Source organism: Exiguobacterium sp. RIT594 (assembly GCF_003339585.1).
Lineage (GTDB): Bacteria > Bacillota > Bacilli > Exiguobacteriales > Exiguobacteriaceae > Exiguobacterium_A.
Map to the genome: position 1 here is coordinate 1 of NZ_QPKF01000012.1, position 23,847 is coordinate 23,847.

Consider the following 23,847-nt stretch of genomic DNA (forward strand, 5'->3'; position numbering starts at 1 on the left):
ATCAATTTTTGAAATGAATTTGATACACTTTTTTGTAATATAGTGATGCTATACTCCTTTTAACAAATCGTTTGTCACCGTATCTTTATCTTTAAAGGAGTACAACTAATGAAAAACAAGGTAATACTTATCGCTTCTAGCGTCTTACTCACAACAACTTTTTCAATGCATAGCCCAAAAGTTGAAGCAAGTAGTGCATATAAAGTAAAAGTAAAGACAGACGATCTCCGTGTTCGGACTGGTCCTTCTCTCAATTACAATATAGTCGGCGTGACTAACACTGGTCAGACTTTTTCTTATTTAGGAAAAAAAGGAGCTTGGACAAAAGTACTTTACAAAGGGAACACACGGTATATCTATAGTTCTTACCTAAAAAAATATAAGAGCCACGTTGCAAAAAAAATGACGTATAATGAGTCTCTTTTTGCTTCTCCTACTAAAGGGAGGCTGACCCAAGGATACGGAAAATCTAATGGCGCTTACGGTTATACATTCCATAATGGCGTTGATCTAGCTGCAACAAAAGGCACACCTGTCTATGCTTCTGCGAGTGGAAAAGTCACTACCTCTAAAAACAGCGGTGCATATGGTAAACACGTTATGATTTCACATAGTCTAAAGAATCAAAAATACGTAACCGTTTATGCTCATATGAATAGTCTTTCGGTAAAAAGTGGTCAGACAGTCTCTAAAGGTATGAAGATTGGAACAGTTGGGAATACAGGAAACTCGTTCGGAAATCATTTACACTTTGAGATTCATAAAAACAGTTATAAATACAGCAGTTATTCTGCAGCGAATAGTGTCAACCCATTGAACTATTTGTAACCTAAAAAAAGAAGAGAGGATGTCCTAAGACAGCATCTTTTCAGATCATAGAAAAACCCTCATTTCGACGTCGAAATGAGGGTTTTTCTATGATCTGAAGTGACTTCATCAAGTCATTTATTTTGAAGTGGATTGCTGTGATCTAGCGTCTCATAAGACTTGTCTCAAAAGTGAGGTGATATTTTGCGGAAAATTGGTTATGTACGTGTCAGTTCAACTAGTCAAAACCCTTCAAGACAATTTCAGCAGCTAAGCGAATTCGGAATGGATATTATATACGAAGAAAAAGTTTCTGGGGCAACGAAGGAACGTGAGCAACTTCAAAAAATGTTAGAGGACTTACAAGATGGTGACACCATTTATGTTACAGATTTAACTCGAATTACTCGTAGTACACAAGATTTATTTGAATTGATCGATTACATACGAAGGAAAAAAGCCAGCTTAAAATCACTCAAGGATACATGGCTAGATTTATCAGAGGATAATCCATACAGCCAATTCTTAATTACAGTAATGGCTGGTGTTAACCAGTTAGAGAGAGATCTTATCCGTATGCGTCAACGTGAAGGGATTGAGCTGGCTAAGAAAGAAGGAAAGTTTAAAGGTCGGATAAAGAAATATCATAAAAATCATGCGGGAATGAATTATGCAGTAAAGCTATATAAAGAAGGAAATATGACTGTAAATCAAATTTGTGAAATTACAAATGTGTCTAGGGCTTCATTATATAGAAAGCTATCGGAAGAGAACAAATAGTTCAGTCCTATTCCATTAATTGGCCAGATAATGTTATGTACTTAAAGTCTTATGCAGTTTGGTTATTTTGTTATTAGAATTGGGTACTCCAATTCTTTTTTTATGAATTTTTTACTCATTCAAAAAAACACTTGAATGAATTATTAAAAATGGTTATGCTATATTCAAATAAACACTTGAATGATATTGGGGTGAGAATGTGATTAAGAAAGATACTTGTGAAATTTATTGTTATGACGAAGAAAAGGTCAATCGAATACAAGGTAATTTACAGACAGTAGATATTTCTAGTGTTGCCCAAATGTTAAAAGCTATTGCAGATGAAAATAGAGCAAAAATTACCTATGCTTTATGTCAAGATGACGAACTGTGTGTGTGTGATATAGCAAATATTATAGGTGTTACGGTTGCAAATGCCTCTCATCACCTGCGAACGCTCCATAAGCAAGGGATTGTTAAGTTTCGAAAAGAGGGAAAACTTGCATTTTATTCATTAGATGATGAGCATATCAGACAAATTATGATGATTGCATTGGCACATAAGAAAGAGGTGAAGATCAATGTCTAGTGGGAAAGCAAAACTGTCTGAAGAAGAAATGAAAGCCTATCGTGTTCAAGGATTTACTTGTACTAACTGTGCAGCCATTTTTGAAAATAATGTTAAAGAACTTCCCGGTGTTCAGGATGCGAAAGTAAATTTCGGAGCATCTAAAGTTTATGTTAAAGGGACGACAACCATTGAAGAATTAGAAAAAGCAGGAGCATTTGAAAATTTAAAAATTCGAGATGAAAAAGAACAAAGGGTAGAACGAGAACCTTTTTGGAAGCAGAAAGAAAACATTAAGGTATATATATCAGCTCTTTTACTTGTAGTTAGCTGGTTCTTAGGAGAGCAGTATGGTGAAGAGCATGTTCTACCGACAATTGGTTATGCAGCGTCCATTTTAATCGGTGGATATTCGTTATTCATTAAAGGTCTCAAAAATCTAAGCAGATTAAATTTCGATATGAATACGCTTATGACTATTGCAATTATAGGAGCTGCAATCATTGGTGAATGGGGTGAAGGGGCAACCGTTGTTATCCTATTTGCGATTAGTGAAGCATTAGAGCGTTATTCAATGGATAAAGCACGTCAATCTATTGAATCTTTAATGGATATTGCCCCAAAAGAAGCGTTAATTCGACGAGGCAATGAAGAAATGATGATTCATGTTGATGATATTCAAGTTGGAGACATCATGATTGTTAAGCCCGGTCAAAAGTTAGCAATGGATGGAATAGTGGTTAAAGGTACATCGACATTAAATCAGGCTGCGATTACAGGTGAAAGTGTTCCAGTAACGAAAACCACAAATGATGAAGTATTTGCAGGAACCTTGAATGAAGAAGGGTTACTTGAGGTTAAAGTAACAAAACGAGTTGAAGATACTACTCTTTCAAAAATCATTCACTTGGTAGAAGAAGCCCAAGCAGAACGGGCCCCTTCTCAAGCGTTTGTCGATAAATTTGCAAAATACTATACACCAGCTATTGTCATACTAGCTCTTTTAATTGCGGTAGTTCCACCATTATTTGGCGGAGACTGGAGCCAATGGATTTATCAAGGCTTAGCTGTATTAGTGGTTGGTTGTCCTTGTGCCTTAGTAGTCTCAACTCCAGTTGCTGTGGTTACAGCAATAGGAAATGCAGCGAAAAATGGTGTTTTAATTAAAGGTGGTATCCATTTAGAAGAAGCAGGACACTTAAAAGCGATAGCCTTTGATAAAACAGGAACATTAACCAAAGGGATTCCTGCTGTAACAGACATTGTGACATATGGTAGAAATGAAAATGAATTAATGACCATAACAGCAGCCATTGAAAAAGGATCACAGCACCCTCTTGCTTCAGCGATTATGCGAAAAGCAGAAGAAAATGGATTAAAATTCAACGAAGTAACAGTAGAGGATTTTCAATCCATTACAGGTAAAGGCGTTAAAGCCAAAATAAATAATGAAATGTATTATGTGGGAAGTCCAAATCTTTTTGAGGAATTACACGGAAGCATTTCAAGCGATAGGAAAGAAAAAATTGCCGATATGCAAACTCAAGGTAAAACGGTGATGGTGTTAGGAACAGAAAAAGAAATTCTTTCGTTTATTGCCGTAGCCGATGAAATGAGGGAATCGTCTAAAGAAGTTATCGGCAAGTTGAACAATATGGGAATCGAAACAGTGATGCTAACAGGCGATAACCAAAGAACGGCAACAGCCATCGGAAAACAAGTTGGTGTTTCGGATATTAAAGCTGACTTACTTCCAGAAGATAAGCTTAATTTTATTAAAGAACTTCGAGAAAAACATCAAAGTGTGGGGATGGTCGGAGATGGCGTGAATGATGCTCCAGCCCTTGCGGCATCTACCGTTGGTGTAGCAATGGGTGGTGCTGGAACTGATACAGCTTTAGAAACGGCTGACATCGCCTTAATGTCTGATGATTTGAGTAAATTGCCATATACAATAAAATTAAGCCGTAAGGCTTTAGCAATCATCAAGCAAAACATTACCTTCTCTTTGGCGATTAAATTAGTGGCATTACTTTTGGTCATGCCCGGTTGGTTAACACTTTGGATAGCTATATTTGCTGATATGGGAGCAACTTTACTTGTAACATTAAACAGTTTACGCTTATTGAAAATCAAAGAATAGGTTCTAAAATGGGCGTCAACTATCGGGTGCGATCATTGAAAACAATGTTATGCTTCAAAAGGGATATTAACAGGAAATATACAACTAAAGGACGCTTTAACTGAGCAACGGAAAAAGCCAAATTTCTCAATTGATGTTGAGAAATTTGGCTTTTTAGTATGGGAATTTCCTTAGCATTGTAAATCCGCATTTTCCTGACGCTACCCCTTATAGAACCACTCTCCCCAACTACCAAGTTGGAGTAAAGGTGGGACGATCATCAGCAACAATGCACCTAGGAAGACGAACGGTGTATACACTTTCGCGAAACGATCGATGAACGCTTCACTCGGTGCTTTATTATCCTGCGCTTCCTCGACCAGTTCAATGATGTGCGCAAGCGTCGTCTCTTGATACGTCTTCTCGACGATCATGTCGAACGAACGATCCATGTTGAGCGTTCCGGCAAATACGTGATCGCCTTCCTTCTTATCGACAGGAATCGATTCGCCCGTGATCGGTGCTTGATTGATGGTCGTCGTCCCGTTCAGGATCGTGCCGTCCAGTGCAACCTGATCACCTGGTCGAATCCGGAGGATTTCTCCGACTCGCACCGCTTCCACCGGTTTACGTCTAACGTCCCCGTCCGTCAGCACGAAGGCTTCCTTCGGAGACAGTTCGATCAGTTTCTGAATGGAATTGCGCGTCCGCGCAAGGGAGCGATTCTGAAGCAAATTGCCGATGGCAAAGAGGAAGACGACGGTCGCTCCCTCGAGCCACTCCCCGATACATGCGGCACCGATGGCTGCTACGCTCATCAATACTTTCATGTCGAGTGAGCGGGCACGGACGGCATAATAGGCACTCCGGAAAACTCTCCCCCCACTGAGGATCAAGGCGATACCGTACAAAACATTCGGAAGATACGCTACTCCGCTCGTTTGGATGAGCAATCCCAGACCAATCAAAATCCCGGACAGGATCAAGGAGATCCCCTCGAACGACCGGACCGGTGCCTCGGACGTTTTCTTTCCCTTGACGTATCCATCGAAACCGATCTTGTTCAGCTCGCTTTGGACTTGTCGAGCATCCAGCTGATGGTCGATTTCCATCTCCCCACGGGCAAACGAAACTGTGACGGTCTGGACATTTTGCATCTTTTGAAAGTGTTGTTCGATCGTCTTAGCACAGCTACTACAGTCCATCCCGGAAACGGTGAATGTTTGGACGAGCTGATCTGATTTATCGGGAAGGGGCGGAAGCGATGACCGCGCTCTATCTGATCGGCGATACGCTCCTCTACGGTTGTCTTGCGCTGTTGATCGGTTTCTTTTCCGTCCAGCTCATCCCTCGTTCTTACCGACCTGACGTATCGCTTTCAATCCGCTGGGTTCGCATGCTCATCGTGCTGATGCTGTTATCCTTTTCCCTGTCCGTCTTACGAATCGTACTGTATTTATATGAAGAGATCGGTTTTTGGATAACACTGCAATCCGTGTTACTTACATTCGAGGCAGGGAACGCTTGGATTCTGATGGCTCTCTGGAGTGTACTCCTTCTCATCGTCATCAATCGTGCATCACTCAGTCCTGGACGTATAAAACTAGGGGTATTCCTTGTTATGGCGATGGTCGTTACGTTCGCGTGGTCCGGGCACGCCTCTAGCATCAAAGGGGCAGAAGGCATGCTCGTACATTCTATTCACGCACTCGCCGTCTTCATCTGGACCGGTGGATTGCTCATACTCGGCTTTTGGAGTCCATCAGACCGTAACTGGGGCATCTTCCTCGAATGGTTCAAACCACTCGTGACGCTATGTTTCTTACTAATCGTCGGTTCCGGCATCTATCTGATGTCTGTCGTCGTGCAGGTAGAGGAGTATTCCGATTCCTGGATTTTACCGTATGGACAAGCCTTACTCTGGAAACACGTCCTGATTCTACCCGTGCTGATCATCGGTATCATGAACGGGAAGTGGAGTTACGCGTCTCCTGAACGATCGTTTGAAGTCCGACGGATGCGGATGCGCATGGAAGGCATCTTGATCCTGCTTCTCTTCACAGCGACTGCGTGGCTCGGTCAACAGGAACCCCCTCACTCGATCAAGGATACTCTTCAATCCAGCGGGGCTGGTCCACTGTCAGGGTTTCTTTTCCCTAGCTTGCGTTTCACCTATTCTGATATCCGGTTCGAGCCGACCATGATATCCCTCTTCTTGATGGCAATCAGCCTCCTTTTCGTGGGATTGTTGGTGTACGTCATCCGATCAACCCAAGACTCCATCAAGACCCTCTATCTTGGATTAGGCGTCTCGATCTCATTATTTTTCGCAGCGTTGTATAGTATTTCCGTGTATTTATGATCCTCCACATGAGCATTTCAGCGTGTGCGACGTCTTATACAAAAAGAAAGGCATGCGATACAGCAGTCTTTCTTTTTTCATACTTATTCATCATTTTCATACTAGTTATAACAGGTTCAATCCTATTTTAAATCGGTGCCATTTCTAGACTACTACTGGAATATGTATTACAATGTATTACAAAGGAGCTGATAATCATGAGTACCATTTCCGTACGTCTGGATGACCAGGATACACGACTCATCAAAGAATATGCGAAGGCAAAAAACATCACGATTTCTACACTCGTTCGCGATGCCGTCCTCGACCGCATCGAAGACGAAATCGATTTACAACTCTATCATGATTCGATGGCAGCACACCGTAAAAAATCAGAAGCGATCTCTTTCGACGATATGATGAAGGAACTTGATTTAGAATGACAGCATTTACGGTAGAGTTTGAGCGCGGAGCTCAAAAGTCTCTCAAGAAGATGGATCCTCAACAAGCGCGGATCATCATGTCCTGGATCAAGAAGAATCTGGTCGGGACGGATGATCCGCGTCGTCATGGTAAAGGACTCGTCTCGAATCGCTCGGGTGAATGGCGGTATCGCATCGGTGATTATCGTCTGATTGCTGACATTCAAGATGAAAAAGTCGTGATTTTGATTCTCGAGATCGGGCATCGTCGTGATATCTATAAATAAGACAGGTAGAACTCACATCTTAGGAAATATGTGAGTTTTCTTTTTTTGTTTTTAAAACGACCATTATGTATACAAAAATGATTAGTCTTTCACAAATTGTGTATTTAGTTGGTTTACTACACAATTTAAAGCCTATTAACTCATCTTTTTATCAATATGCTTTTAATAGCGTTTTTTACGCAAATAAGACAAATAAAACCTGCGTTTGTATTTCGACATTGAAATGCAAACGCAGGTTTTACTGATTCATTCATTGATTTAGCACAAACAGGTATTCTATACTGTCTCACAATTTAAGCATATTTTATGTTAAGCAATCAGTAAATACGCTTATTTTAGTCTACTGTAATGACTATTGGATACCGCTTCCAACCATTCTGGTGAACCAGCTGTGATTGCAATATGTTGAAACCAGCTGTCTTTAGAAGCTCCATGCCAGTGCTTTACTCCGTCTTGTGTGACGACTACATCTCCAGACATTAGGAAACGCGCTTTTTTCCCATCTTCCTGATACCATCCTTCGCCGCCTGTCACTAAGAGAATTTGATACCCACCTCGATGGATATGCCAGTTATTCCGACAGCCTGGCTCAAATGTCACGTTCGATACTATAACATCCTCTGATGGACTCGTAGCTAAAGTTTTTAGATGGCTTTGACCAACAAAGAATTGCGCGAACGCTTCGTTGCTATCACCAATTGAGAAAATCGAATGATATTTTACTTCTTCATATGTTTTCATTTATTTAACCTCCATCTTACATCTAAATTTCTTATTTACCAGCGAATACGGGGAAAAATCCATGCTCTCCGTAATCCTGAATCGGAGTTATATTTTTCAGTGTCTCCATATCAGCATCCGAAATGACAAAATCAAGTTCTGAATTATTTTTCATATGATCAAGATTTGCGGCTTTCGGAATAACAACTAATCCGAGCTGAATGTCATATCGCAAACAAATCTGCGCAATGGATACATTGTACCGATCAGCAATCGATTGAATCACTTCGTTGTTTAAAACAGCACCGTGAGCAATCGGGGAGTAGGCTTCCACTACAATCTCACGCGATTGACAAAAATTAATGAGTTCCTCTGGTGTATTACTCACATGTGCTAAAATTTGATTAACCATTGGCTTGATCTCGCATGTCGCCAAAATATTTTCAATATCATCCTGTAAAAAGTTTGAGAGTCCAATTGCTTTAACTTTACCTGCCTTGTAGGCATCCTCCATCGCTTTCCATACCAGTTTGTTCTCCTCGAAATAACGACTTTGCTCTGCACGAAACTCATTCCATGGTTGTGGACTATGAATGATTAACAAATCTACATAGTCTAGTCCAAGCTTCTCTAAAGACTGATCGATGGATATTGCGACGTCATTATACGTTTTCGCCTCAGCAACAACTTTTGTTGTGATAAATAATTCTTCTCGTGATACACCGCTAGAACGAATCCCTTCTCCGACACCCTTCTCGTTCAGATACGCCTGAGCCGTATCGATATGACGATATCCGATTGAAATAGCATCTCGGATAGTTTGTGTTGCTTGCGCATCGTCCATCATCCATGTCCCAAGACCTAGTTTGGGAATCTTGACTCCGTTTTGTAGTTCATACATTTCATTGAACATATTATTCTCTCCTTTATACGATAAGATGTTTTCAGAAATAGATAATGTCCAATCCATATAATTTTTCAAATATGAAACTTTCCAGTGATTACGAAATAAAAAATCAATATGGATTGATTAATCAACATGTGTCTATAATTATAAATACCTAAGTTCTTGATTCAATAGTTAGATTTATAGGTTTTGTTGATTACTCAACAAATCGTTTGAGATTGTTGATTTTAAAAAATATGGGGGAACATATCATGCCTAAAACAGACAGACGAATTGCAAAAAGCCAATCGGCTATTAAGAGCGCCGTCCTTGCGCTCATGTCTTTAAAGAACTTTGATAATATCACTATCCAAGATATAGCGGACGAAGCGAATCTTAATCGAGGAACGATTTATCTACACTACACAGATAAATACGACCTATTAGATAAAATGATCGAAGAACATATTCATGAATTGCGCGTACTTTGCCACGTAGCATCTGATATGACCTTTCAAGAGGGAAACTATATTTGGTACGAATACTTTGAAAAACATAAGCTCTTCTTCTCAACGATGTTAGACAGTAAGGGAGCTCCTTATTTTAGAAAACAATTTTTGGAACTCGTAGTCGAAGAATTTGGTGTCGAAGTGAATACATCAACAGGAAAAAACAAAGGATTACATGAGGACGTAATTCTTCAATTTTTTGCTGCAGCTACGGTCGGTGCAGTAGAGTGGTGGTTTAAGAATGGTATGCCTGTATCGGCACGTATAATGGCAGAACAGACAGGAATCTTGTTGGATCGAAACTTTGATTAATAACCTAGGAGTCATCTTAGATATTCTGAAACAGTCAAACATAAAGAGTGTCGACATTTTGTGATGTAAAATGTCGACACTCTTTTTATACATGAGCTTCCATCTGCTTTTGAATAAGCAACCTGTACTCATGTTCAATCGTATGATTTTTTATTGAGCGATACATCCGTTTATTACGGCTTCAAAAATACGACGACTTCTTTAATCTGTAAACTTTTTTAAGACGATCGCTGCATTATGTCCCCCGAACCCAAATGAATTGGAGAGCCCGAATTCCATATTTTTTGACCGTGCAATCAATGGAACATAGTCTAAATTGCAAGCTTCATCTGCATGATCCAGATTGATTGTTGGCGGGATGAGCCCTTCTTGTAACATTTTTGCCAAAGCTATCGCCTCTACTCCACCGGCTGCGCCCAACATATGACCAATCATTGATTTGTTCGCTGTGATCGGTACGTTATACGCATACGCCTCAAATAATTGTTCGATGGCACGTGTTTCAGACTGATCTCCGACTAAGGTACTCGTTGCGTGTGCGCTAATGACATCAATTTGATTTGGTGTGATTTCTGCATTTTCAATTGCCTTTTTCATTGCAAGATACGCACCGCGACCTTCAGGATGCGTTGCAACAATATGATAGGCATCCGAGCTCGCACCATACCCGACGATTTCCGCATATATGTTTGCCTTTCTTTTGAGCGCATGCGTCAATGATTCAAGAATCATAATACCCGCCCCTTCAGACATCACGAAACCATCACGATCTTTATCAAATGGGCGGCTCGCTGCTTCCGGTGAGTCATTTCGTGTCGATAATGCGGTTGCGTTCCCGAAACTTGCTAAGGACAATTCTGTTATCCCCGCCTCAGCTCCCCCCGCGAAAACAGCATCGGCTTCTCCCCATTTAATCAGTCTGTATGCTTCACCGATTGCAGTATTCCCAATCGCACAAGCCGAGACCGGAGACAAAGAAGGTCCCATCGCGTTCCATTTGATACTGATATGTGCTGCTGCCGCGTTCGACATAATCGCAGGAACGAGACTCGGACTCACTCGCCTCGGTCCTCGTTCATTTAAAGCATTTACATTCTTAATCAATGTATCAATTCCACCAATACCGGATCCTACATATACGCCTAAACGCTCATGATCAATTTTTCCGTTTTCTAACCCAGAATCAATCCATGCTTGCTCTGCTGCAGCAAGTGCAAACTGTGTAAATCGATCTAGTCGCTGTGCTTCTTTTTTTCCGACCATTTTTTCAGCATCGAAATCTCGAACGCTTCCCGCAATTTTTACTTTATGACAACCAGTATCAAACATATCAATTGATGAGATGCCGGATTTTCCGTTAATGAGATGTTTCCAAAAAGTATTGATATCGTTACCAATCGGGGAAATGACTCCCATCCCAGTAATAACTACTCGTTCCAAAATTATCACTCCCTGTCTTAATATGAGATAATCATACTGCTGATATATCCTATTACAAGAGAGCGTTTATCCTAGTATAAAAACTAATTGGTAAATCATTAATAAGGAGATAACTACATGAATGCTCAAGATCGCCTGCATGCACTTTCTACTTTTTTGAAATTAAAAAGAGCACAAATTAAGCCTGAATCGATCGGTCTTCCTGTGGGTTCGAGACGTCGAACGCCTGGATTACGCCGAGAGGAAGTCGCTCAATTAGCCGGCGTCAGTACGACCTGGTACACATGGCTTGAACAGGGGAGAGACATCAACGTATCAAGAAGTGTTTTAGACTGCATCGCTAACGCATTACGTTTAAGTAAAGATGAACGAGAATATGTATATGATTTAGCATTAGGTACTACGGTTGCTACTTCGCATGTAACAGAAGCTCTTCCGGTTTCTAAGATGAACCCCTCGTTAGAAAAAATTTTATCTGGTCTAACGTACTGTCCGACCATTGTAACTGATCGTCACTGTCATATCGTCGGATGGAACACCGCTGCCGCAAATGTCTTCATCAACTTTGCGACGATTCCGGAATCTGAGAGAAATCTGATTCGCCTCGTCTTCGCTCAAAAGGAATTTCGGGTATTAGCTGTAAACTGGGACCATTTCGCAAAAGGATTCTTATCCATTTTCCGTACCTATTACGGTCAATATGTCGGTGACGAGTGGTACACGACTTTCATCCAGGATATGAGTCGCATGTATCCCGAATTTCAAGAACTATGGATAGACAGCCAAGTAAGTAAAGCGCCTGAGATGATGATCGAATTTCGACATGCCAAAATCGGAAAAATGCTGTTCGATTTGACTTCCTTACAAGTGCAAGGAGAATCTGATTTAAGGTGTAGTATTTATACACCAGTTGAACATACGGATACAGAAAAGAAATTGAATCGCTTGATGGCTTTAAATAATTAAAATTTACGCCATACAGACACACAATCATAACCGCTTGGATTTCCGTATGAAGTGATTGCTCTGGCTCGCATTTTGTAACGGTTTCATACATGTGAGAATAGCCATCTATTGCAAAAATGTTTTTTTAAAGTAGCTTATCTAGTATTCCCTAAACAAAGAAGGAGATAAGATATGTTGAATCATGAACTAAAAGACGAACTCATTAAAGTGTATAAACGAATCGATCGAGCCATGATTGAAAAAGATATCCATGCGCTAAATACACTTTTAGATGATAACTATGAGTTACAGCATATCTCTGGATATGTCCAAAATAAACGAGAGTGGTTAGCGCAAATTCAAAGTGAAGACATGCGTTATTTTGCAATCACTCCCCTAACTTTTTCGTTGCAAGAAGAGAAGAATGATATGATATTAACTTGTCAAACCAACTTAGATGCGAGAATATATGGTTCTCGAAATACATGGCCACTCCAAATGCGAATGACTTTTTATCGCAATGCAGACATCTGGATACCTGTGCGTACAATCGCCACTTTACGGTCTTCAACTATATAAAAAATATTTGTAGTTCTTATCTTTCCTCCCTTATGTGTAAAGGGGGGATTTTTTTGTCTATTATTCTTCTTTGCAACATACATTCATTGATAATTCGCACGACAAAAAACTTTTCTCTTGTCTTAGAGTTCACTCCAGGGTTTATAGTGAACATCAACAACCACTTCATCTGCCACTTTCATGCAAGCTAAGGACGTATTTAGGGCAGAGAAAAGGGAATTCGTTTGGAGGTGCTTGAATTGAAAGAAGTCATGCTTTGGATAGGTGCCGGACAAATCGGGATGGCCATTGCACGTCGCGTTGGGTTCGACAAAAAAATCTTAGTCGGAGATAAAGATTTCACGAAAGCTACTAGCGTATCCGAAACGTTGCAACATGTAGGATTTGATATCGAACCGTTCGAGGTTGATCTCTCCTCTCGAACGTCGATTCAACACATCATAGAAAAGGGAAAAGAGTATGGTGAGATCACTATGTTGATTAACGCAGCCGGTGTCTCCCCTAGTCAAGCTTCCATCGAGACCATCTTAAAGGTCGATTTATACGGCACAGCCCTCCTGTTGGAGGAAGTAGGAAAAGTAATCGCCGATCATGGAGTGGGCATCACCATTTCGAGTCAATCAAGTCACCGTATGCCCGCGCTGGACGCTGAAATCGATGCGTTACTTGCGACAACGCCTACTGAAGAACTACTACAACTTGAAAGTCTTCACGTTCAAAACATCCATGACTCGCTACATGCTTATCAACTTGCAAAACGATGCAACGAAAAACGCGTGATGGCAGAAGCCATTAAGTGGGGAAAACGTGGGGCACGACTTAATTCCATTTCTCCAGGGATCATCGTGACACCGCTCGCTAAGGATGAATTCGAAGGTGAACGAGGTGACTTTTATCAAAAGATGTTTGCGAAAAGTCCTGCCGGTCGCCCAGGTACACCTGATGAGGTCGCTCATCTTGCTGAACTATTGATGAGTCCAAAGGGAAGCTTCATCACTGGATCTGATTTTCTGATTGACGGTGGAGCGACAGCCGCCTATTTCTATGGGGCATGAACGAGAACACGATACTGAACATTCCGTTTAAATCAAAAAGAAAGGATCATAAAAAGATGAACATGAAGCAAGTAACCGAACTGACAGGTGTGACCGCCGATACGATTCGCTACTATGAACGCATTGGCTTGATTCCTCCTGTGAAAAGAAAAGAAACCGGCGTTCGCGATTTTGACGAAGAGGACATTCGTTGGATAGAATTCACACGGCAAATGCGGGAAGCACGCATATCCGTGGAATCACTCATCGAATATATTTCCTTATTTAAAGACCATGATGATGCGACGATTCCAGCGCGTGTCGAACTACTCGTAGACGAGCGGAATCAATTAGAAGAGCGCATTCAACAGATGCAAATGGCGTTAGAACGCTTAGACTACAAAATCAATAACTATGAAAATCACGTTGTCCCTAAAGAAAAAAGTTTACGGGGCTTTGACAAGCATCAATTGTGATGGGCGGATTGAAATGAATCAGAAGGAAGAAAGAGGCGATATGAAAATGAAAGTAGTCATCCTAGGAGCTGCTGGTGCCATCTCTCGCATGGTCACCGAACGATTACTGGAAGAGACGGACGCAGAACTCGTACTGTATGCACGACGTGCACATGCACGTCTATTCATCGAAAACGAACGTGTCACAAAAATAGATGGGCACTTCGGAGAAAAAGACAAGTTGATTCAAGCGTTTACTGATGCAGATGCTGTTTATCTCAACGATATGCAAGATGCTACAGCGACAGCAACGATCCTTGCTGCTATGCAAGAAGCGGGTGTCACACGTTTAATTGGCGCGACCGTCCTCGGACTCTATGGTGAGGTCGAAGGACCATTCGGACAATGGAATCGCCAAATGGTCGGTGGTAGTCTCCCGCGTTATCAAGAAGCTGCACAAGTCGTTGAGTCATCCGATTTGGCGTACACCTTATTACGTCTGACATGGCTCTATGATGAGGCTAATAACGAGAACTTCACCTTGACGAGGAAAGGTGAATCGTTTGTTGGCGCACAAGTCACTCGCCAAGCCGTCGCACGACTTGTCGTGACCCTCTTACAGGACTCTGGTCGCTATACAAAAGAAAGTTTAGGCGTTAGTGAACCAGGCACCGATTGGTCCAAACCATCGTTTTATTGATGAATGATATATCCGTTGATACAGGAGAGGAGACGATTAGATGCAGTACGTGAAGTTAGGAAATACGGGCATGGATGTTTCTCGTTTATGTTTGGGCACGATGGGATTTGGTGACCCTGAAAAATGGGTACACAAATGGGTACTCGACGAAGCCACGAGTCGTCCGATCATCAAAAACGCACTCGATCTTGGTATTAATTTCTTTGATACAGCGAATATCTATTCGATCGGTGAAAGTGAACGCATTTTAGGGAAAGCTATCAGAGACTTTGCAAATCGAGAAGATGTCGTCATTGCTACGAAGGTTCATCAGACGATGCGTCCCGATCGACCAAATAGCGGTGGACTTTCTCGGAAAGAAATCATGTACGAAATCGACGAAAGTCTGAAACGACTCGGAACAGAATACGTCGACTTATACATCATTCACCGATGGGATTATGATACGCCAATCGAAGAGACGATGGAGGCGCTTCATGATCTAGTCAAAGCAGGAAAAGTTCGGTACATCGGCGCCAGTGCCATGTACGCCTGGCAGTTCCAAAAGGCACAGTATGTCGCCAAACGAAACGGCTGGACCCCTTTCGTGTCGATGCAAAACCATTACAACCTGATCTATCGGGAAGAAGAACGAGAAATGATTCCGTTCTGTATAGACGAAAAGATTGCCGTCACACCATATAGCCCCTTAGCTTCCGGGCGATTGACGCGTGATTGGTCAGAAAGTACGCTTCGATCTGAAACAGATGCGATTCAGCGCACAAAATACGACGCAACCCTTGATGCGGATCGTCGCATCGTCGAACGATTAGCTAAAATCGCTAAGGAGCGAAACGTTTCACGAGATCAGTTGGCTCTCGCTTGGTTGTTGCATAAAGAACATGTCACCGCCCCCGTCATTGGTGCTCAAAAGCTCGATCATCTCGAACGTGCTGTAGGTGCTTTGGATATTCAATTAACGAAAGAAGAAGTCGATGATTTGGAAGCCTTTTATGTTCCGCATGCCATCGTCGGCGCCCTTCCACGTCCTTAATCGATACAAGATAAGATTCTAATTCACACATCATCAGCAGTTATAAATGATAAACCCTTTACTAAGGAGGAACTTACTATGAAACACGTAACACTATACAATGGAGTTGACATGCCCATGTTAGGATTCGGAGTCTATCAAGTAAATGATTTAGCAGAATGTGAACGTGTCGTCACGGATGCGATCAAAGTCGGATATCGTTTGATCGATACCGCGCAATCCTACGGAAATGAACAGGCTGTTGGGAATGCGATCCGCAAGAGTGGTATTGCTCGTGAAGAGTTGTTCATCACGACGAAAATCCGTATTTCAAATGCAGGATACGAGCAAACCAAGGCATCAATTGAGGAATCCCTTCGCCTACTTCAGACGGACTACATCGATCTGATACTGATTCATCAACCGTTCAATGATTACTACGGAACTTATCGCGCCATGGTCGAATACTACAAAGCGGGGAAACTCAAAGCGATCGGCGTCAGTAATTTTTATCCAGACCGCTTCATCGATTTAGCGCTACATGCGGAAGTCGTACCGATGGTCAATCAAGTGGAAACACATGTCTTTAATCAGCAAAAAGAAGCAAAACGCATAATGGAGCGCTACAACACCCAAATCGAATCATGGGGTCCGTTCGCTGAAGGGAGAAATGATTTCTTTACGAATCCAACATTAAAAGAAATCGGAGAACGTTATGGGAAGTCAGTCGCTCAAGTCGCCCTACGCTACTTGCTTCAACGAAACGTCGTTGTCATTCCAAAAACCGTCACGAAAGAGCGGATGATCCAAAACTTTGATGTCTTTGATTTTGAATTGTCAGAAGCGGACATGGAACAAATTTCTCAGCTAGATCAAGCAGAAAGTCTGTTTTTCTCTCATTCAGATCCAGCGACTGTCGAATATTTGACGGGATTGAAGCGATAAATCGTCACTTTGTATTTCGATATCTATAACAAATAAAAGAGTTCACTCTTAACTTCTTTTCTTTTTTATCTGGCTCTCTAGAGTAAGGAACAGGAGACCGAAATACACCGGGCACGCAAGGCGTAACTCTCATTTTTAGCACACAGGATAACGGTGCCATTAACAGATGGCTGGGTGCGCCCTACAATATCACGCATGCAACTGAAAATTTTTTATTGCTTTCAATCACAAGAAAGATGTTCATCATATACCTATATGATGGTTAAGTCTTCTTAGATCAAAGATAACTTCTTGCACTGATCAAAAAGCTAGTACTTTAATTCACCCCCAAATGCAAATGAAAAGCCGCTTTTACTCAATTCATAATTGAGTAAAAGCGGCTTTTGTTGATAACGAAAATTAATAAGATTTTGAGCCTAAAGCTTATATGGTTATAGCACTACAAAATAACTGAGATTGTTATCGTTTCTTTAATGAAAACTCAATGAGATCTAACACTTCTGAATAAGATGCTGTATCCAACTCATTATCCTCCCACTTTTTTTTGAGCTCTTTTTCTAAAAACAAGGGGTCAGTAGGAGGCAATACTTCTCTTTCCGTGTTTTCATTATATAGCACTTCAATTATAAAGATGTTTTTACCTTGTTGTTTTAGACGATAAGAGGATTTTGTTAAATTTTTTGATCCATATGCATTAATAGACAATGAAATTAACAAAACACTCATCAATAGCTGAATCAAATGAACAAAGTATGTAGTATTTAACATACTCCACAGCTCTAAATCTTTGAACATAGGAATACCATTTTCTAAATTCAATGGATAAGAAACGTTAAAGAATGCCACAGCTGTTGCATACTTAAAACTTTCTACAAATATTAAAAGAACATCATCAAACCCTTTTATTTTTCCGTCTATCAATTTGAATTCGAAATACAAGATACTAGCTAATAAAGTGATTTCAATTAGACTGTTTAATACTAGTGCAACTCTATCATTGCTCGATAAATCAGTATTCTTTATCTTATGAGTAGGTTTTATATCCAAATAAAAAGCAATTCCAATCTCAATAAATCTTGTGATGAATCTATAGAAAATAACAGCGTATACTACCTTCCTAAACGTATTGATCATAAGACCATGGGGAACATTATAAAAGTTCAGCAATCCCTCAATTACAAATATGGTAAGAATAATTAGAATAGGAATAAGCATATTTCTACGATTTCTATATTTAACGATATTACCTAGTTTTTTCGACGTTTCAGAATGGTCTAAAATCATTTCTTTGTACACTATATCGATACGTTTACGCGTTGTTGGGTCGATATTTAAATCATTTATAAATAACGTAAACCCTGCATCTAGGTGTAGTGTATATTCCTGATTGTTCAATTGACCTAAAAATATGTCTTTTAAGACTTGTTGTTCTGATTTTGGAAGTAGTGCTATGAGTGTTGTTATAACTTCTTGATTTAAACTATCTTGTTTTTCCTGTTTAGCAATTTTGTGTTCGTTAATTAGTAAGTAACCAATTAACTTTATTAAAGAAATGAATATTTTAAAAACAGCAAGTAGAAAACAAAAACAAAAACCTATCTCCCAGAACGACACTCCTTGCGTGATCAAAAATATTAAGATAAAAATTATAATCCATCTTTTCAGACTTTTGACTAGCTTAACAAATCCTACAGGATCATTCTTTATTAATACAAGATTGACGATTTTGTACACCATAAGAATCACAATCCCCACTGAGATTGCTGTTAACTTATTTTCATCAAAAAAAGATAAGACGATAAGTCCTGCTGTAGAAACTCCTAAAATTCCGATTACCTTGTAAATTTTTTTTTTCATCGACCTTACATAAAAGTACTTATCACTGAAAGTTTGAGTAAATATAATAACCGCTATAAGCCAAGTGGAACTAAGCAATAAAAAATAAATAATATTAGGGTATTGTATTAAAAAAAATAGGATTATCGCACAGATAATTACGCCAATGTACACAATTCTTTTATTGTTAGAAATTATATTGTGCAAATCATCAAATTTTCTCATGATTTTAGGCAATGGTCTTGAATTTTTATTAGAAATGTATATTCCACTTGCTAAGTTATAGATTGCTATAGCGAGTAAAGTGATCAGTAAGGGGAATATCTGCTCTAGAAAATCCCAAAACGTTTGATCCATTAACATTCTATGGCTGTTATACGAAAAAAACTTGCTGATTCCTAGCAGCTTATCAGTCTCGATTGGTTTCCCATATAAGGTACTTGTCAGTAATAAAACTAATAAAAAAATTGTAATGATATTAAAAAATAAATTCACCTTTAACTCTTTCAAATCATTTGTTTCCATATTTATTATCTGTCCTCCATAATCTTAAGCAATTATAAAGACCTTATCTGCTATAAAGATAAGGTCTTTTATAATTAACCAATATGCTCTTCTAAATTTTTATCGACTGATTTAGTTAATTTGTTTAGATATCTTTCTAAATTGAAGGATTGTATCGTTGCGATGAGAGCTATTACAGCTGCTATTGCATAAACTGCTTCTATCTCAATAAGGTCGGATAATAATCCAAATAATAAACTTCCTATACAAAATGCAATTGTATAAACTGTTTGCTGCAGACTATATACATATGGAAGTCTTTTGTGATGCACATACGTTTGGAGTACGGTATTGATTTGAATTGATCTAACTTGAAGAGCGGCTCCTTGAATCAAACAAGCTAAAATTGCGAAGTATACATTTGGAGCAAAGCCAAACATAACTGTAGCAATGACAGAAACCGAAGCACTGAATGATATTACAGTTTTTTTAGTGTTTAATTTAATAAGAATTGCACTTGATGCAATCATACTGATCATGTAAAAAGCATTTAATATTCCCCACCATTTTTCATCTACATTCAAATGGGTAGAGATATAAACTAAAAATATAGCAGAAATCCATGCTGTACTTGCTAGCGATTCAGTTGCTACCAATAGAGTGTTCTTTCTGGACACCTTGTCAGATAGTACATACTTCACACTCTCAGCAAAAGACATTGAAGATGTTGTAGTCGGTTCCTCTAAATCGAAAGCTTTATCAGTTTCATTGGAATCAGACTTCATCCAACTCACAAATCTAGCAGTTACTATTGTTGAAATCACGTAGAGTATTACGGAAACCTTCAATAAAAATAGTGAAGAAACAGTACTTACTATTATTGCACCTAGCGGCCACATAAGTAGCTGAATTAGTTGATTTGATCCTTGAACTATACTATTTGCTTTGTTTAAGTCATTATGCAAAATCGGTATATAAGCACTCTGAATCGGTCTAGCAAAACCGTCAAGAAATGAAATTAAGAATACCGCAGGACCAATAATAAGTAGTGAAGCTTCGTCGTTAAAAATAATAAAAAATAGGATTGCGGTTTTTAACAATTGCGTAAAGAGTAATAAAAATTCTTTTGAACGCTTCTTCATTAGAAATGCAAAAACAAAGCCGCTTACTGTCATTCCTAAAGTAACGATTATCGGAAATATAGCCGCTGAAAAACCACTTCCGCTGGCTTTGTAGAGTAAAGAAATCAAAGCAACTATATATAAGGAGTCTGCAGCGTTTGCAAACCATTGACTAATTAATAAAGCGTAAAATTTCTTCATGAGAAATCCTCCTTATGATCTTTTTGGATTTATTCGATCATATGAAGCTTACATGCGAACCACCCCTTCTTTTTATACATCTTATAAATGAATTAGAGTGGTCAAAAGTATAGCAAGCCTCTTGACCACTCTAATTCATTTATTTAGAGATTCAGTAATTAAATCGTAATTAACATTTTTAGCGAAACTGTTCATCTGCTCAAGAGCAATGATTCCCTGTTCTCCTAGGAACTCTGTTTTAGTAGAGATTTCAGACAGTGTTACCTTTAAATCATCTACGAATTGAACTGATTTGGATTTATCATTGAATAGATGATACAAGTGCATAATACCGATTGAAACACCAGCTGCATGATATGATCGGTCTAGAGGACGACGCATTTTTAAAATAGTTGAAGTGACAAGCGCTTCCTCTTTTGCACAATCATTTGCATTTGGAAACATACAGTTGATCATATCATCCAAGAAAATACTTTGATGAATAAATTCGTGATAGATCGCTTCCGCATAATCAATGATTGTCCATTCCTCTTGAGGATTAAGCCAGATTAGTCCTAACACGTTAGAGACTGAACCGCCACCGAATAAGTCCTTTTTCAAAATTAAAAATGTCCCCACTAGTTGATTAACTAGATTCCCTAGTTCTGGATGTAGTGAATTTATTAAGTTAAGAGCTTGAGTCATACGATATCTAATCTGCTCTTGTTTTTCTGGTGAGTAAATATGATTATCATTTTCTAAATCTTCTGAATCAATCATTCCTAGTTCAAGAAGTTTAGATTGCAAGGTCTTATCAAAAAAAGTTAAGTGGATCTTATGGTTATCGTATGGTACTGCAACATCTTGCAGCAAGTTTACAGATTCGAAGTATTTTTCTTTCAATGTTAGTTCTTTAGAAGATAGTTCTTTATCCATCGTTCTAAAGCTTGATGCAAATTGAAAAATAGCCTCAATATTATTATTAATATGAGTTTTATGTAAAAAAGAAATATAGTTGTTGGTTTTCGTTTTTTCTACCAAAGTTGTCATTCTTAGTTTCTCCTTTATTAAGAGTGTAATCGAGTGAGATCTTAACTATCTCACTCGATTTACTGCTCTTAAATTATTTTTCGTCTTTTTTCTCGAGGTGAATCTGCATACGAAGTGGTTGAACTACGATAGACATTGAAGCAGTTTCTCCAAGGTAGTGTTTGATATAACGCTCGATGTTTGACTGTTGTTTTGACATTTTGAAATCCCCCTTTAAGTTACGAACCTGTATGTGATCCGCTGAAATAAAGATAAAACATCAAAATTTGTAAATCAAATCACTTATTTTAACAAAAATGCTTTTAAAGGCTTTTTATTATGAAAAAATGTTGTATTTAAGTTAAATTTTATTAATTTTATCTATTTATGCTATATTAAGAATTGATATGACGTTGATTTTATCAATATTTTTTTGTTTTTGGAGGGTTAAGAAATTGCATTTAGGAAAAAAAATTCTATATTACAGAAAAAAAAAGCAGCTCACACAAGGTGAACTGTCTTTAGGTATATGCTCAGTCCCTTACTTAAGCAAGGTTGAAAACGATAAAATTAAACCTAGTCTAGAAATTTTAGAGCTTCTCTCTAAAAAGTTAGGTTTTGTCTCTTCATATTTATTGCAGGAGGAAAATAACGCTTTAAGCGAAAAACTTTTACGCTGGAAAGAGTACTTAGATTTAAGAAATGTTAACAAATCCAAGATCATTCATCATGAACTTTTGAAGTTGATCCGTAATGAAGATAATCTTGATTTACTTAATCTATACGAACTTTATTATTTGCAATACATATTGTTAATTAATGATTCTACTGTAGATACTTACGATTTAAATAAATTCAATAGTATTGAGCCTTTTCTACAAGAAAGTTATATGTATGATTTCCACAAACAACTAGGCAGATATTATTATCGAAAAAATATGCTCGATAAAGCGCTAGAGTGCTATCTCAAAATCCTTAAAATTTCTGATAAAAAAAATAATGAAGATTACGACTTTTACTTTCAACTATCTTTAGTTTACAGCAGACTTTTAAACCCCACAAAAGCATTGATTTATGCTCATAAAGCACTAGTAGGATTTGAAAAACAGCTAAACTACCAACGAGCTTTAGAGTGTAATCTTTTGTTATCTATCATATATAACGATCTATTTTCCCCTGAAGAAGCTCGAGATATATTAATGAGAATGTTAAAAAACAATTTACCTCATTATCTCCCCAGTGACTTCGAAGCTAAAATTTATCAAAATTTAGGGTATAGTTATTTCTTATTGGAGAATTTCAATCAGGCATTAACTTACTTCAAAAAAAGCTATACGTATAAGAAAAAAAATGCAGAGAAACTAAATTCTTTATATATGTCTTGTCTATCGTTAGTAAAATCTTCATCCATAGACTATTTTGAATTTTATTCATCAATAGATGAGGGATTAAGATTAAGTGTCTCAGAAAAAAATAAGAATTATCATTACAAATTCATTGTATTAAAACATTCCTATAAAAATAAATGGAATGATAGTCGCTTCATTGATTTTATAGAAAAGTCTATTCTTCCTGAGTTCACAAAAAATAATGACTATCACTTTCTAATTACTATATACGAAGGATTACAAACATATTATCAGAATAACTATCACTATAAAAAAGCATTGTTCTACTTCACACAATTAGAAAATTTAAAGAAAAGAAGTATCATACAATAAATAATAAAATAAATAGGTATCAAACAGAAACGCACTCCAAACTTGGATGACAGATCTGATTGATACCTATTTTTCATAAATGTAATAACAAAATGATTATATATATAAGTTTTCTTGCCCAATCATTACTTATACTGCGGTTTTACCCGCTCCAGGGTCCTGTTCGCTTGCTACCTTCACTGTCGCTTTACCTGCTCCAGGGTAATCCTGTTCACTTGCTACCTTCACTGTAGCTTTCCCTGCTCCAGGATAGTCCTGTTCACTTGCTACCTTCACTGTAGCTTTCCCTGCTCCAGGATAGTCCTGTTCGCTTGCTACCTTCACTGTAGCTTTCCCTGCTCCAGGGTAGTCCTGCTCACTTACTACTTTCATTGTTTCTTTACCTGAGTGATTAAAAGTAGAAAGATGATCATTTGCAAGTGCATTTTTTTGAGTCCCATTATCCGAAGAATTTAGAACACTAAATAAACTTAAGTATACTGCTGATAAAATAATAACTTTTCTCATGAAAAGTCCCCCTTATAGAAAGTTTTATATGCTTTAAGTACTATCTCTAAGTAAAATGGTAACATCAAAACCCAATTAATGTTATTGATAAAATCATACAAATAAA

At 38.5% G+C, this 23,847-nt stretch carries 25 protein-coding genes; 16 read left to right on the forward strand and 9 right to left on the reverse strand.

Annotated features, from left to right (window positions below; translation table 11 throughout):
- Positions 1-108: 108 nt before the first annotated feature.
- From DVG79_RS15640 to DVG79_RS15655, 4 genes are all read left to right on the forward strand, one after another.
- Positions 109-828, forward strand: coding sequence for a peptidoglycan DD-metalloendopeptidase family protein (locus DVG79_RS15640; RefSeq protein ID WP_047395615.1), 720 nt, complete (start codon positions 109-111; stop codon positions 826-828).
- Positions 829-1,011: 183 nt separating this feature from the next.
- Positions 1,012-1,587 carry a recombinase family protein gene (locus DVG79_RS15645; RefSeq protein WP_017474137.1) on the forward strand — a complete coding sequence of 192 codons (576 nt, stop codon included), beginning with the start codon at positions 1,012-1,014 and terminating at the stop codon, positions 1,585-1,587.
- Between the two features lie 199 nt (positions 1,588-1,786).
- Positions 1,787-2,155: an ArsR/SmtB family transcription factor gene (locus DVG79_RS15650; RefSeq protein WP_017474136.1), complete on the forward strand. Its 369-nt coding sequence runs from the start codon at positions 1,787-1,789 to the stop codon at positions 2,153-2,155.
- A complete protein-coding gene (locus tag DVG79_RS15655) occupies positions 2,148-4,277 on the forward strand; it encodes a heavy metal translocating P-type ATPase (protein WP_017474135.1) in 2,130 nt (709 codons plus the stop codon). Before DVG79_RS15650 ends, DVG79_RS15655 begins: the two co-directional genes overlap by 8 nt.
- A 200-nt stretch (positions 4,278-4,477) precedes the next feature.
- Here the strand turns inward: DVG79_RS15655 and DVG79_RS15660 are convergent, their stop codons facing one another.
- Positions 4,478-5,461 (reverse strand): heavy metal translocating P-type ATPase, encoded by a 984-nt coding sequence (locus DVG79_RS15660; RefSeq protein WP_034786414.1) that lies wholly within the window; start codon positions 5,459-5,461, stop codon positions 4,478-4,480.
- Positions 5,462-5,475: 14 nt separating this feature from the next.
- Here DVG79_RS15660 and DVG79_RS15665 point away from each other — a divergent pair, with 14 nt between their 5' ends.
- The 3 genes from DVG79_RS15665 to DVG79_RS15675 all read left to right on the forward strand — a co-directional run bounded on the left by DVG79_RS15665 (position 5,476) and on the right by DVG79_RS15675 (position 7,306).
- Entirely contained in the window at positions 5,476-6,618 is a 1,143-nt protein-coding gene (locus DVG79_RS15665; RefSeq protein WP_114597504.1) for a copper resistance D family protein, read from the forward strand.
- Positions 6,619-6,815: 197 nt separating this feature from the next.
- Positions 6,816-7,040 (forward strand): type II toxin-antitoxin system RelB family antitoxin, encoded by a 225-nt coding sequence (relB, locus tag DVG79_RS15670; RefSeq protein WP_026829710.1) that lies wholly within the window; start codon positions 6,816-6,818, stop codon positions 7,038-7,040.
- Complete coding sequence (locus tag DVG79_RS15675; RefSeq protein WP_047395636.1) at positions 7,037-7,306, forward strand: type II toxin-antitoxin system RelE family toxin; 270 nt, start codon at positions 7,037-7,039, stop codon at positions 7,304-7,306. The genes relB and DVG79_RS15675 overlap by 4 nt, the downstream gene beginning before the upstream one ends.
- A gap of 330 nt (positions 7,307-7,636) precedes the next feature.
- Here DVG79_RS15675 and DVG79_RS15680 read toward each other — a convergent pair whose 3' ends face one another.
- Together DVG79_RS15680 and DVG79_RS15685 are read right to left on the reverse strand one after the other, a co-directional pair.
- On the reverse strand, positions 7,637-8,047 hold the full coding sequence (locus DVG79_RS15680; RefSeq protein ID WP_114597505.1) for a cupin domain-containing protein: 411 nt from the start codon (positions 8,045-8,047) through the stop codon (positions 7,637-7,639).
- 31 nt (positions 8,048-8,078) lie between these two features.
- Positions 8,079-8,939, reverse strand: coding sequence for an aldo/keto reductase (locus tag DVG79_RS15685; RefSeq protein WP_114597506.1), 861 nt, complete (start codon positions 8,937-8,939; stop codon positions 8,079-8,081).
- Positions 8,940-9,184: 245 nt separating this feature from the next.
- Between DVG79_RS15685 and DVG79_RS15690 the strand changes: the two genes are divergently transcribed.
- The gene (locus DVG79_RS15690) at positions 9,185-9,733 is read left to right on the forward strand and encodes a TetR/AcrR family transcriptional regulator (protein WP_114597507.1); all 549 of its coding nucleotides are present in this window, start codon (positions 9,185-9,187) and stop codon (positions 9,731-9,733) included.
- Positions 9,734-9,934: 201 nt separating this feature from the next.
- On the opposite strand, the gene fabF is transcribed toward DVG79_RS15690, so the two are convergent.
- Positions 9,935-11,173, reverse strand: a complete 1,239-nt coding sequence (gene fabF, locus DVG79_RS15695; RefSeq protein WP_114597508.1) for a beta-ketoacyl-ACP synthase II — start codon at positions 11,171-11,173, stop codon at positions 9,935-9,937.
- A gap of 117 nt (positions 11,174-11,290) precedes the next feature.
- Here fabF and DVG79_RS15700 point away from each other — a divergent pair, with 117 nt between their 5' ends.
- The 7 genes from DVG79_RS15700 to DVG79_RS15730 all read left to right on the forward strand — a co-directional run bounded on the left by DVG79_RS15700 (position 11,291) and on the right by DVG79_RS15730 (position 16,843).
- On the forward strand, positions 11,291-12,139 hold the full coding sequence (locus tag DVG79_RS15700) for a helix-turn-helix transcriptional regulator (protein ID WP_114597509.1): 849 nt from the start codon (positions 11,291-11,293) through the stop codon (positions 12,137-12,139).
- A gap of 171 nt (positions 12,140-12,310) precedes the next feature.
- Complete coding sequence (locus DVG79_RS15705; RefSeq protein WP_114597510.1) at positions 12,311-12,697, forward strand: nuclear transport factor 2 family protein; 387 nt, start codon at positions 12,311-12,313, stop codon at positions 12,695-12,697.
- A gap of 239 nt (positions 12,698-12,936) precedes the next feature.
- Positions 12,937-13,752 (forward strand): SDR family oxidoreductase, encoded by an 816-nt coding sequence (locus DVG79_RS15710; RefSeq protein WP_199505874.1) that lies wholly within the window; start codon positions 12,937-12,939, stop codon positions 13,750-13,752.
- A 56-nt stretch (positions 13,753-13,808) separates the two neighbouring features.
- Entirely contained in the window at positions 13,809-14,207 is a 399-nt protein-coding gene (locus DVG79_RS15715; RefSeq protein WP_114597518.1) for a MerR family transcriptional regulator, read from the forward strand.
- Positions 14,208-14,253: 46 nt separating this feature from the next.
- Positions 14,254-14,886 carry an NAD(P)H-binding protein gene (locus DVG79_RS15720; protein WP_114597519.1) on the forward strand — a complete coding sequence of 211 codons (633 nt, stop codon included), beginning with the start codon at positions 14,254-14,256 and terminating at the stop codon, positions 14,884-14,886.
- Positions 14,887-14,926: 40 nt separating this feature from the next.
- Positions 14,927-15,919, forward strand: a complete 993-nt coding sequence (locus DVG79_RS15725; RefSeq protein ID WP_114597511.1) for an aldo/keto reductase — start codon at positions 14,927-14,929, stop codon at positions 15,917-15,919.
- 78 nt (positions 15,920-15,997) lie between these two features.
- Positions 15,998-16,843: an aldo/keto reductase gene (locus DVG79_RS15730; protein ID WP_114597512.1), complete on the forward strand. Its 846-nt coding sequence runs from the start codon at positions 15,998-16,000 to the stop codon at positions 16,841-16,843.
- A gap of 459 nt (positions 16,844-17,302) precedes the next feature.
- Here the strand turns inward: DVG79_RS15730 and DVG79_RS15735 are convergent, their stop codons facing one another.
- From DVG79_RS15735 to DVG79_RS16300, 4 genes are all read right to left on the reverse strand, one after another.
- Positions 17,303-19,204 (reverse strand): hypothetical protein, encoded by a 1,902-nt coding sequence (locus DVG79_RS15735; RefSeq protein WP_114597513.1) that lies wholly within the window; start codon positions 19,202-19,204, stop codon positions 17,303-17,305.
- A 74-nt stretch (positions 19,205-19,278) separates the two neighbouring features.
- A complete protein-coding gene (locus tag DVG79_RS15740; protein ID WP_114597514.1) occupies positions 19,279-20,505 on the reverse strand; it encodes an MFS transporter in 1,227 nt (408 codons plus the stop codon).
- Between the two features lie 135 nt (positions 20,506-20,640).
- Positions 20,641-21,534: an aKG-HExxH-type peptide beta-hydroxylase gene (locus tag DVG79_RS16275; protein WP_233494626.1), complete on the reverse strand. Its 894-nt coding sequence runs from the start codon at positions 21,532-21,534 to the stop codon at positions 20,641-20,643.
- 73 nt (positions 21,535-21,607) lie between these two features.
- Complete coding sequence (locus tag DVG79_RS16300) at positions 21,608-21,733, reverse strand: hypothetical protein (RefSeq protein ID WP_255412947.1); 126 nt, start codon at positions 21,731-21,733, stop codon at positions 21,608-21,610.
- Positions 21,734-21,968: 235 nt separating this feature from the next.
- Between DVG79_RS16300 and DVG79_RS15750 the strand changes: the two genes are divergently transcribed.
- Positions 21,969-23,234, forward strand: coding sequence for a helix-turn-helix domain-containing protein (locus tag DVG79_RS15750; RefSeq protein WP_158537550.1), 1,266 nt, complete (start codon positions 21,969-21,971; stop codon positions 23,232-23,234).
- 129 nt (positions 23,235-23,363) lie between these two features.
- Here DVG79_RS15750 and DVG79_RS15755 read toward each other — a convergent pair whose 3' ends face one another.
- Positions 23,364-23,741, reverse strand: coding sequence for a hypothetical protein (locus tag DVG79_RS15755; RefSeq protein WP_114597516.1), 378 nt, complete (start codon positions 23,739-23,741; stop codon positions 23,364-23,366).
- Positions 23,742-23,847 lie beyond the last annotated feature (106 nt).

Coding starts and splice junctions, on each gene's coding strand:
- DVG79_RS15675 (WP_047395636.1), top strand. CDS start 7,037: ATGACAGCATTTACGGTAGAGTTTGAGCGCGGAGCTCAAAAGTCTCTC.
- DVG79_RS15680 (WP_114597505.1), bottom strand. CDS start 8,047: ATGAAAACATATGAAGAAGTAAAATATCATTCGATTTTCTCAATTGGT.
- DVG79_RS15660 (WP_034786414.1), bottom strand. CDS start 5,461: ATGGACTGTAGTAGCTGTGCTAAGACGATCGAACAACACTTTCAAAAG.
- DVG79_RS16300 (WP_255412947.1), bottom strand. CDS start 21,733: ATGTCAAAACAACAGTCAAACATCGAGCGTTATATCAAACACTACCTT.
- DVG79_RS15690 (WP_114597507.1), top strand. CDS start 9,185: ATGCCTAAAACAGACAGACGAATTGCAAAAAGCCAATCGGCTATTAAG.
- DVG79_RS15720 (WP_114597519.1), top strand. CDS start 14,254: ATGAAAGTAGTCATCCTAGGAGCTGCTGGTGCCATCTCTCGCATGGTC.
- DVG79_RS15740 (WP_114597514.1), bottom strand. CDS start 20,505: ATGAAGAAATTTTACGCTTTATTAATTAGTCAATGGTTTGCAAACGCT.
- DVG79_RS15715 (WP_114597518.1), top strand. CDS start 13,809: ATGAACATGAAGCAAGTAACCGAACTGACAGGTGTGACCGCCGATACG.
- DVG79_RS15700 (WP_114597509.1), top strand. CDS start 11,291: ATGAATGCTCAAGATCGCCTGCATGCACTTTCTACTTTTTTGAAATTA.
- DVG79_RS15640 (WP_047395615.1), top strand. CDS start 109: ATGAAAAACAAGGTAATACTTATCGCTTCTAGCGTCTTACTCACAACA.
- DVG79_RS16275 (WP_233494626.1), bottom strand. CDS start 21,534: ATGACAACTTTGGTAGAAAAAACGAAAACCAACAACTATATTTCTTTT.
- DVG79_RS15735 (WP_114597513.1), bottom strand. CDS start 19,204: ATGGAAACAAATGATTTGAAAGAGTTAAAGGTGAATTTATTTTTTAAT.
- DVG79_RS15730 (WP_114597512.1), top strand. CDS start 15,998: ATGAAACACGTAACACTATACAATGGAGTTGACATGCCCATGTTAGGA.
- DVG79_RS15755 (WP_114597516.1), bottom strand. CDS start 23,741: ATGAGAAAAGTTATTATTTTATCAGCAGTATACTTAAGTTTATTTAGT.
- DVG79_RS15705 (WP_114597510.1), top strand. CDS start 12,311: ATGTTGAATCATGAACTAAAAGACGAACTCATTAAAGTGTATAAACGA.
- DVG79_RS15655 (WP_017474135.1), top strand. CDS start 2,148: ATGTCTAGTGGGAAAGCAAAACTGTCTGAAGAAGAAATGAAAGCCTAT.
- DVG79_RS15685 (WP_114597506.1), bottom strand. CDS start 8,939: ATGTTCAATGAAATGTATGAACTACAAAACGGAGTCAAGATTCCCAAA.
- relB (WP_026829710.1), top strand. CDS start 6,816: ATGAGTACCATTTCCGTACGTCTGGATGACCAGGATACACGACTCATC.
- DVG79_RS15725 (WP_114597511.1), top strand. CDS start 14,927: ATGCAGTACGTGAAGTTAGGAAATACGGGCATGGATGTTTCTCGTTTA.
- DVG79_RS15665 (WP_114597504.1), top strand. CDS start 5,476: ATGTTTGGACGAGCTGATCTGATTTATCGGGAAGGGGCGGAAGCGATG.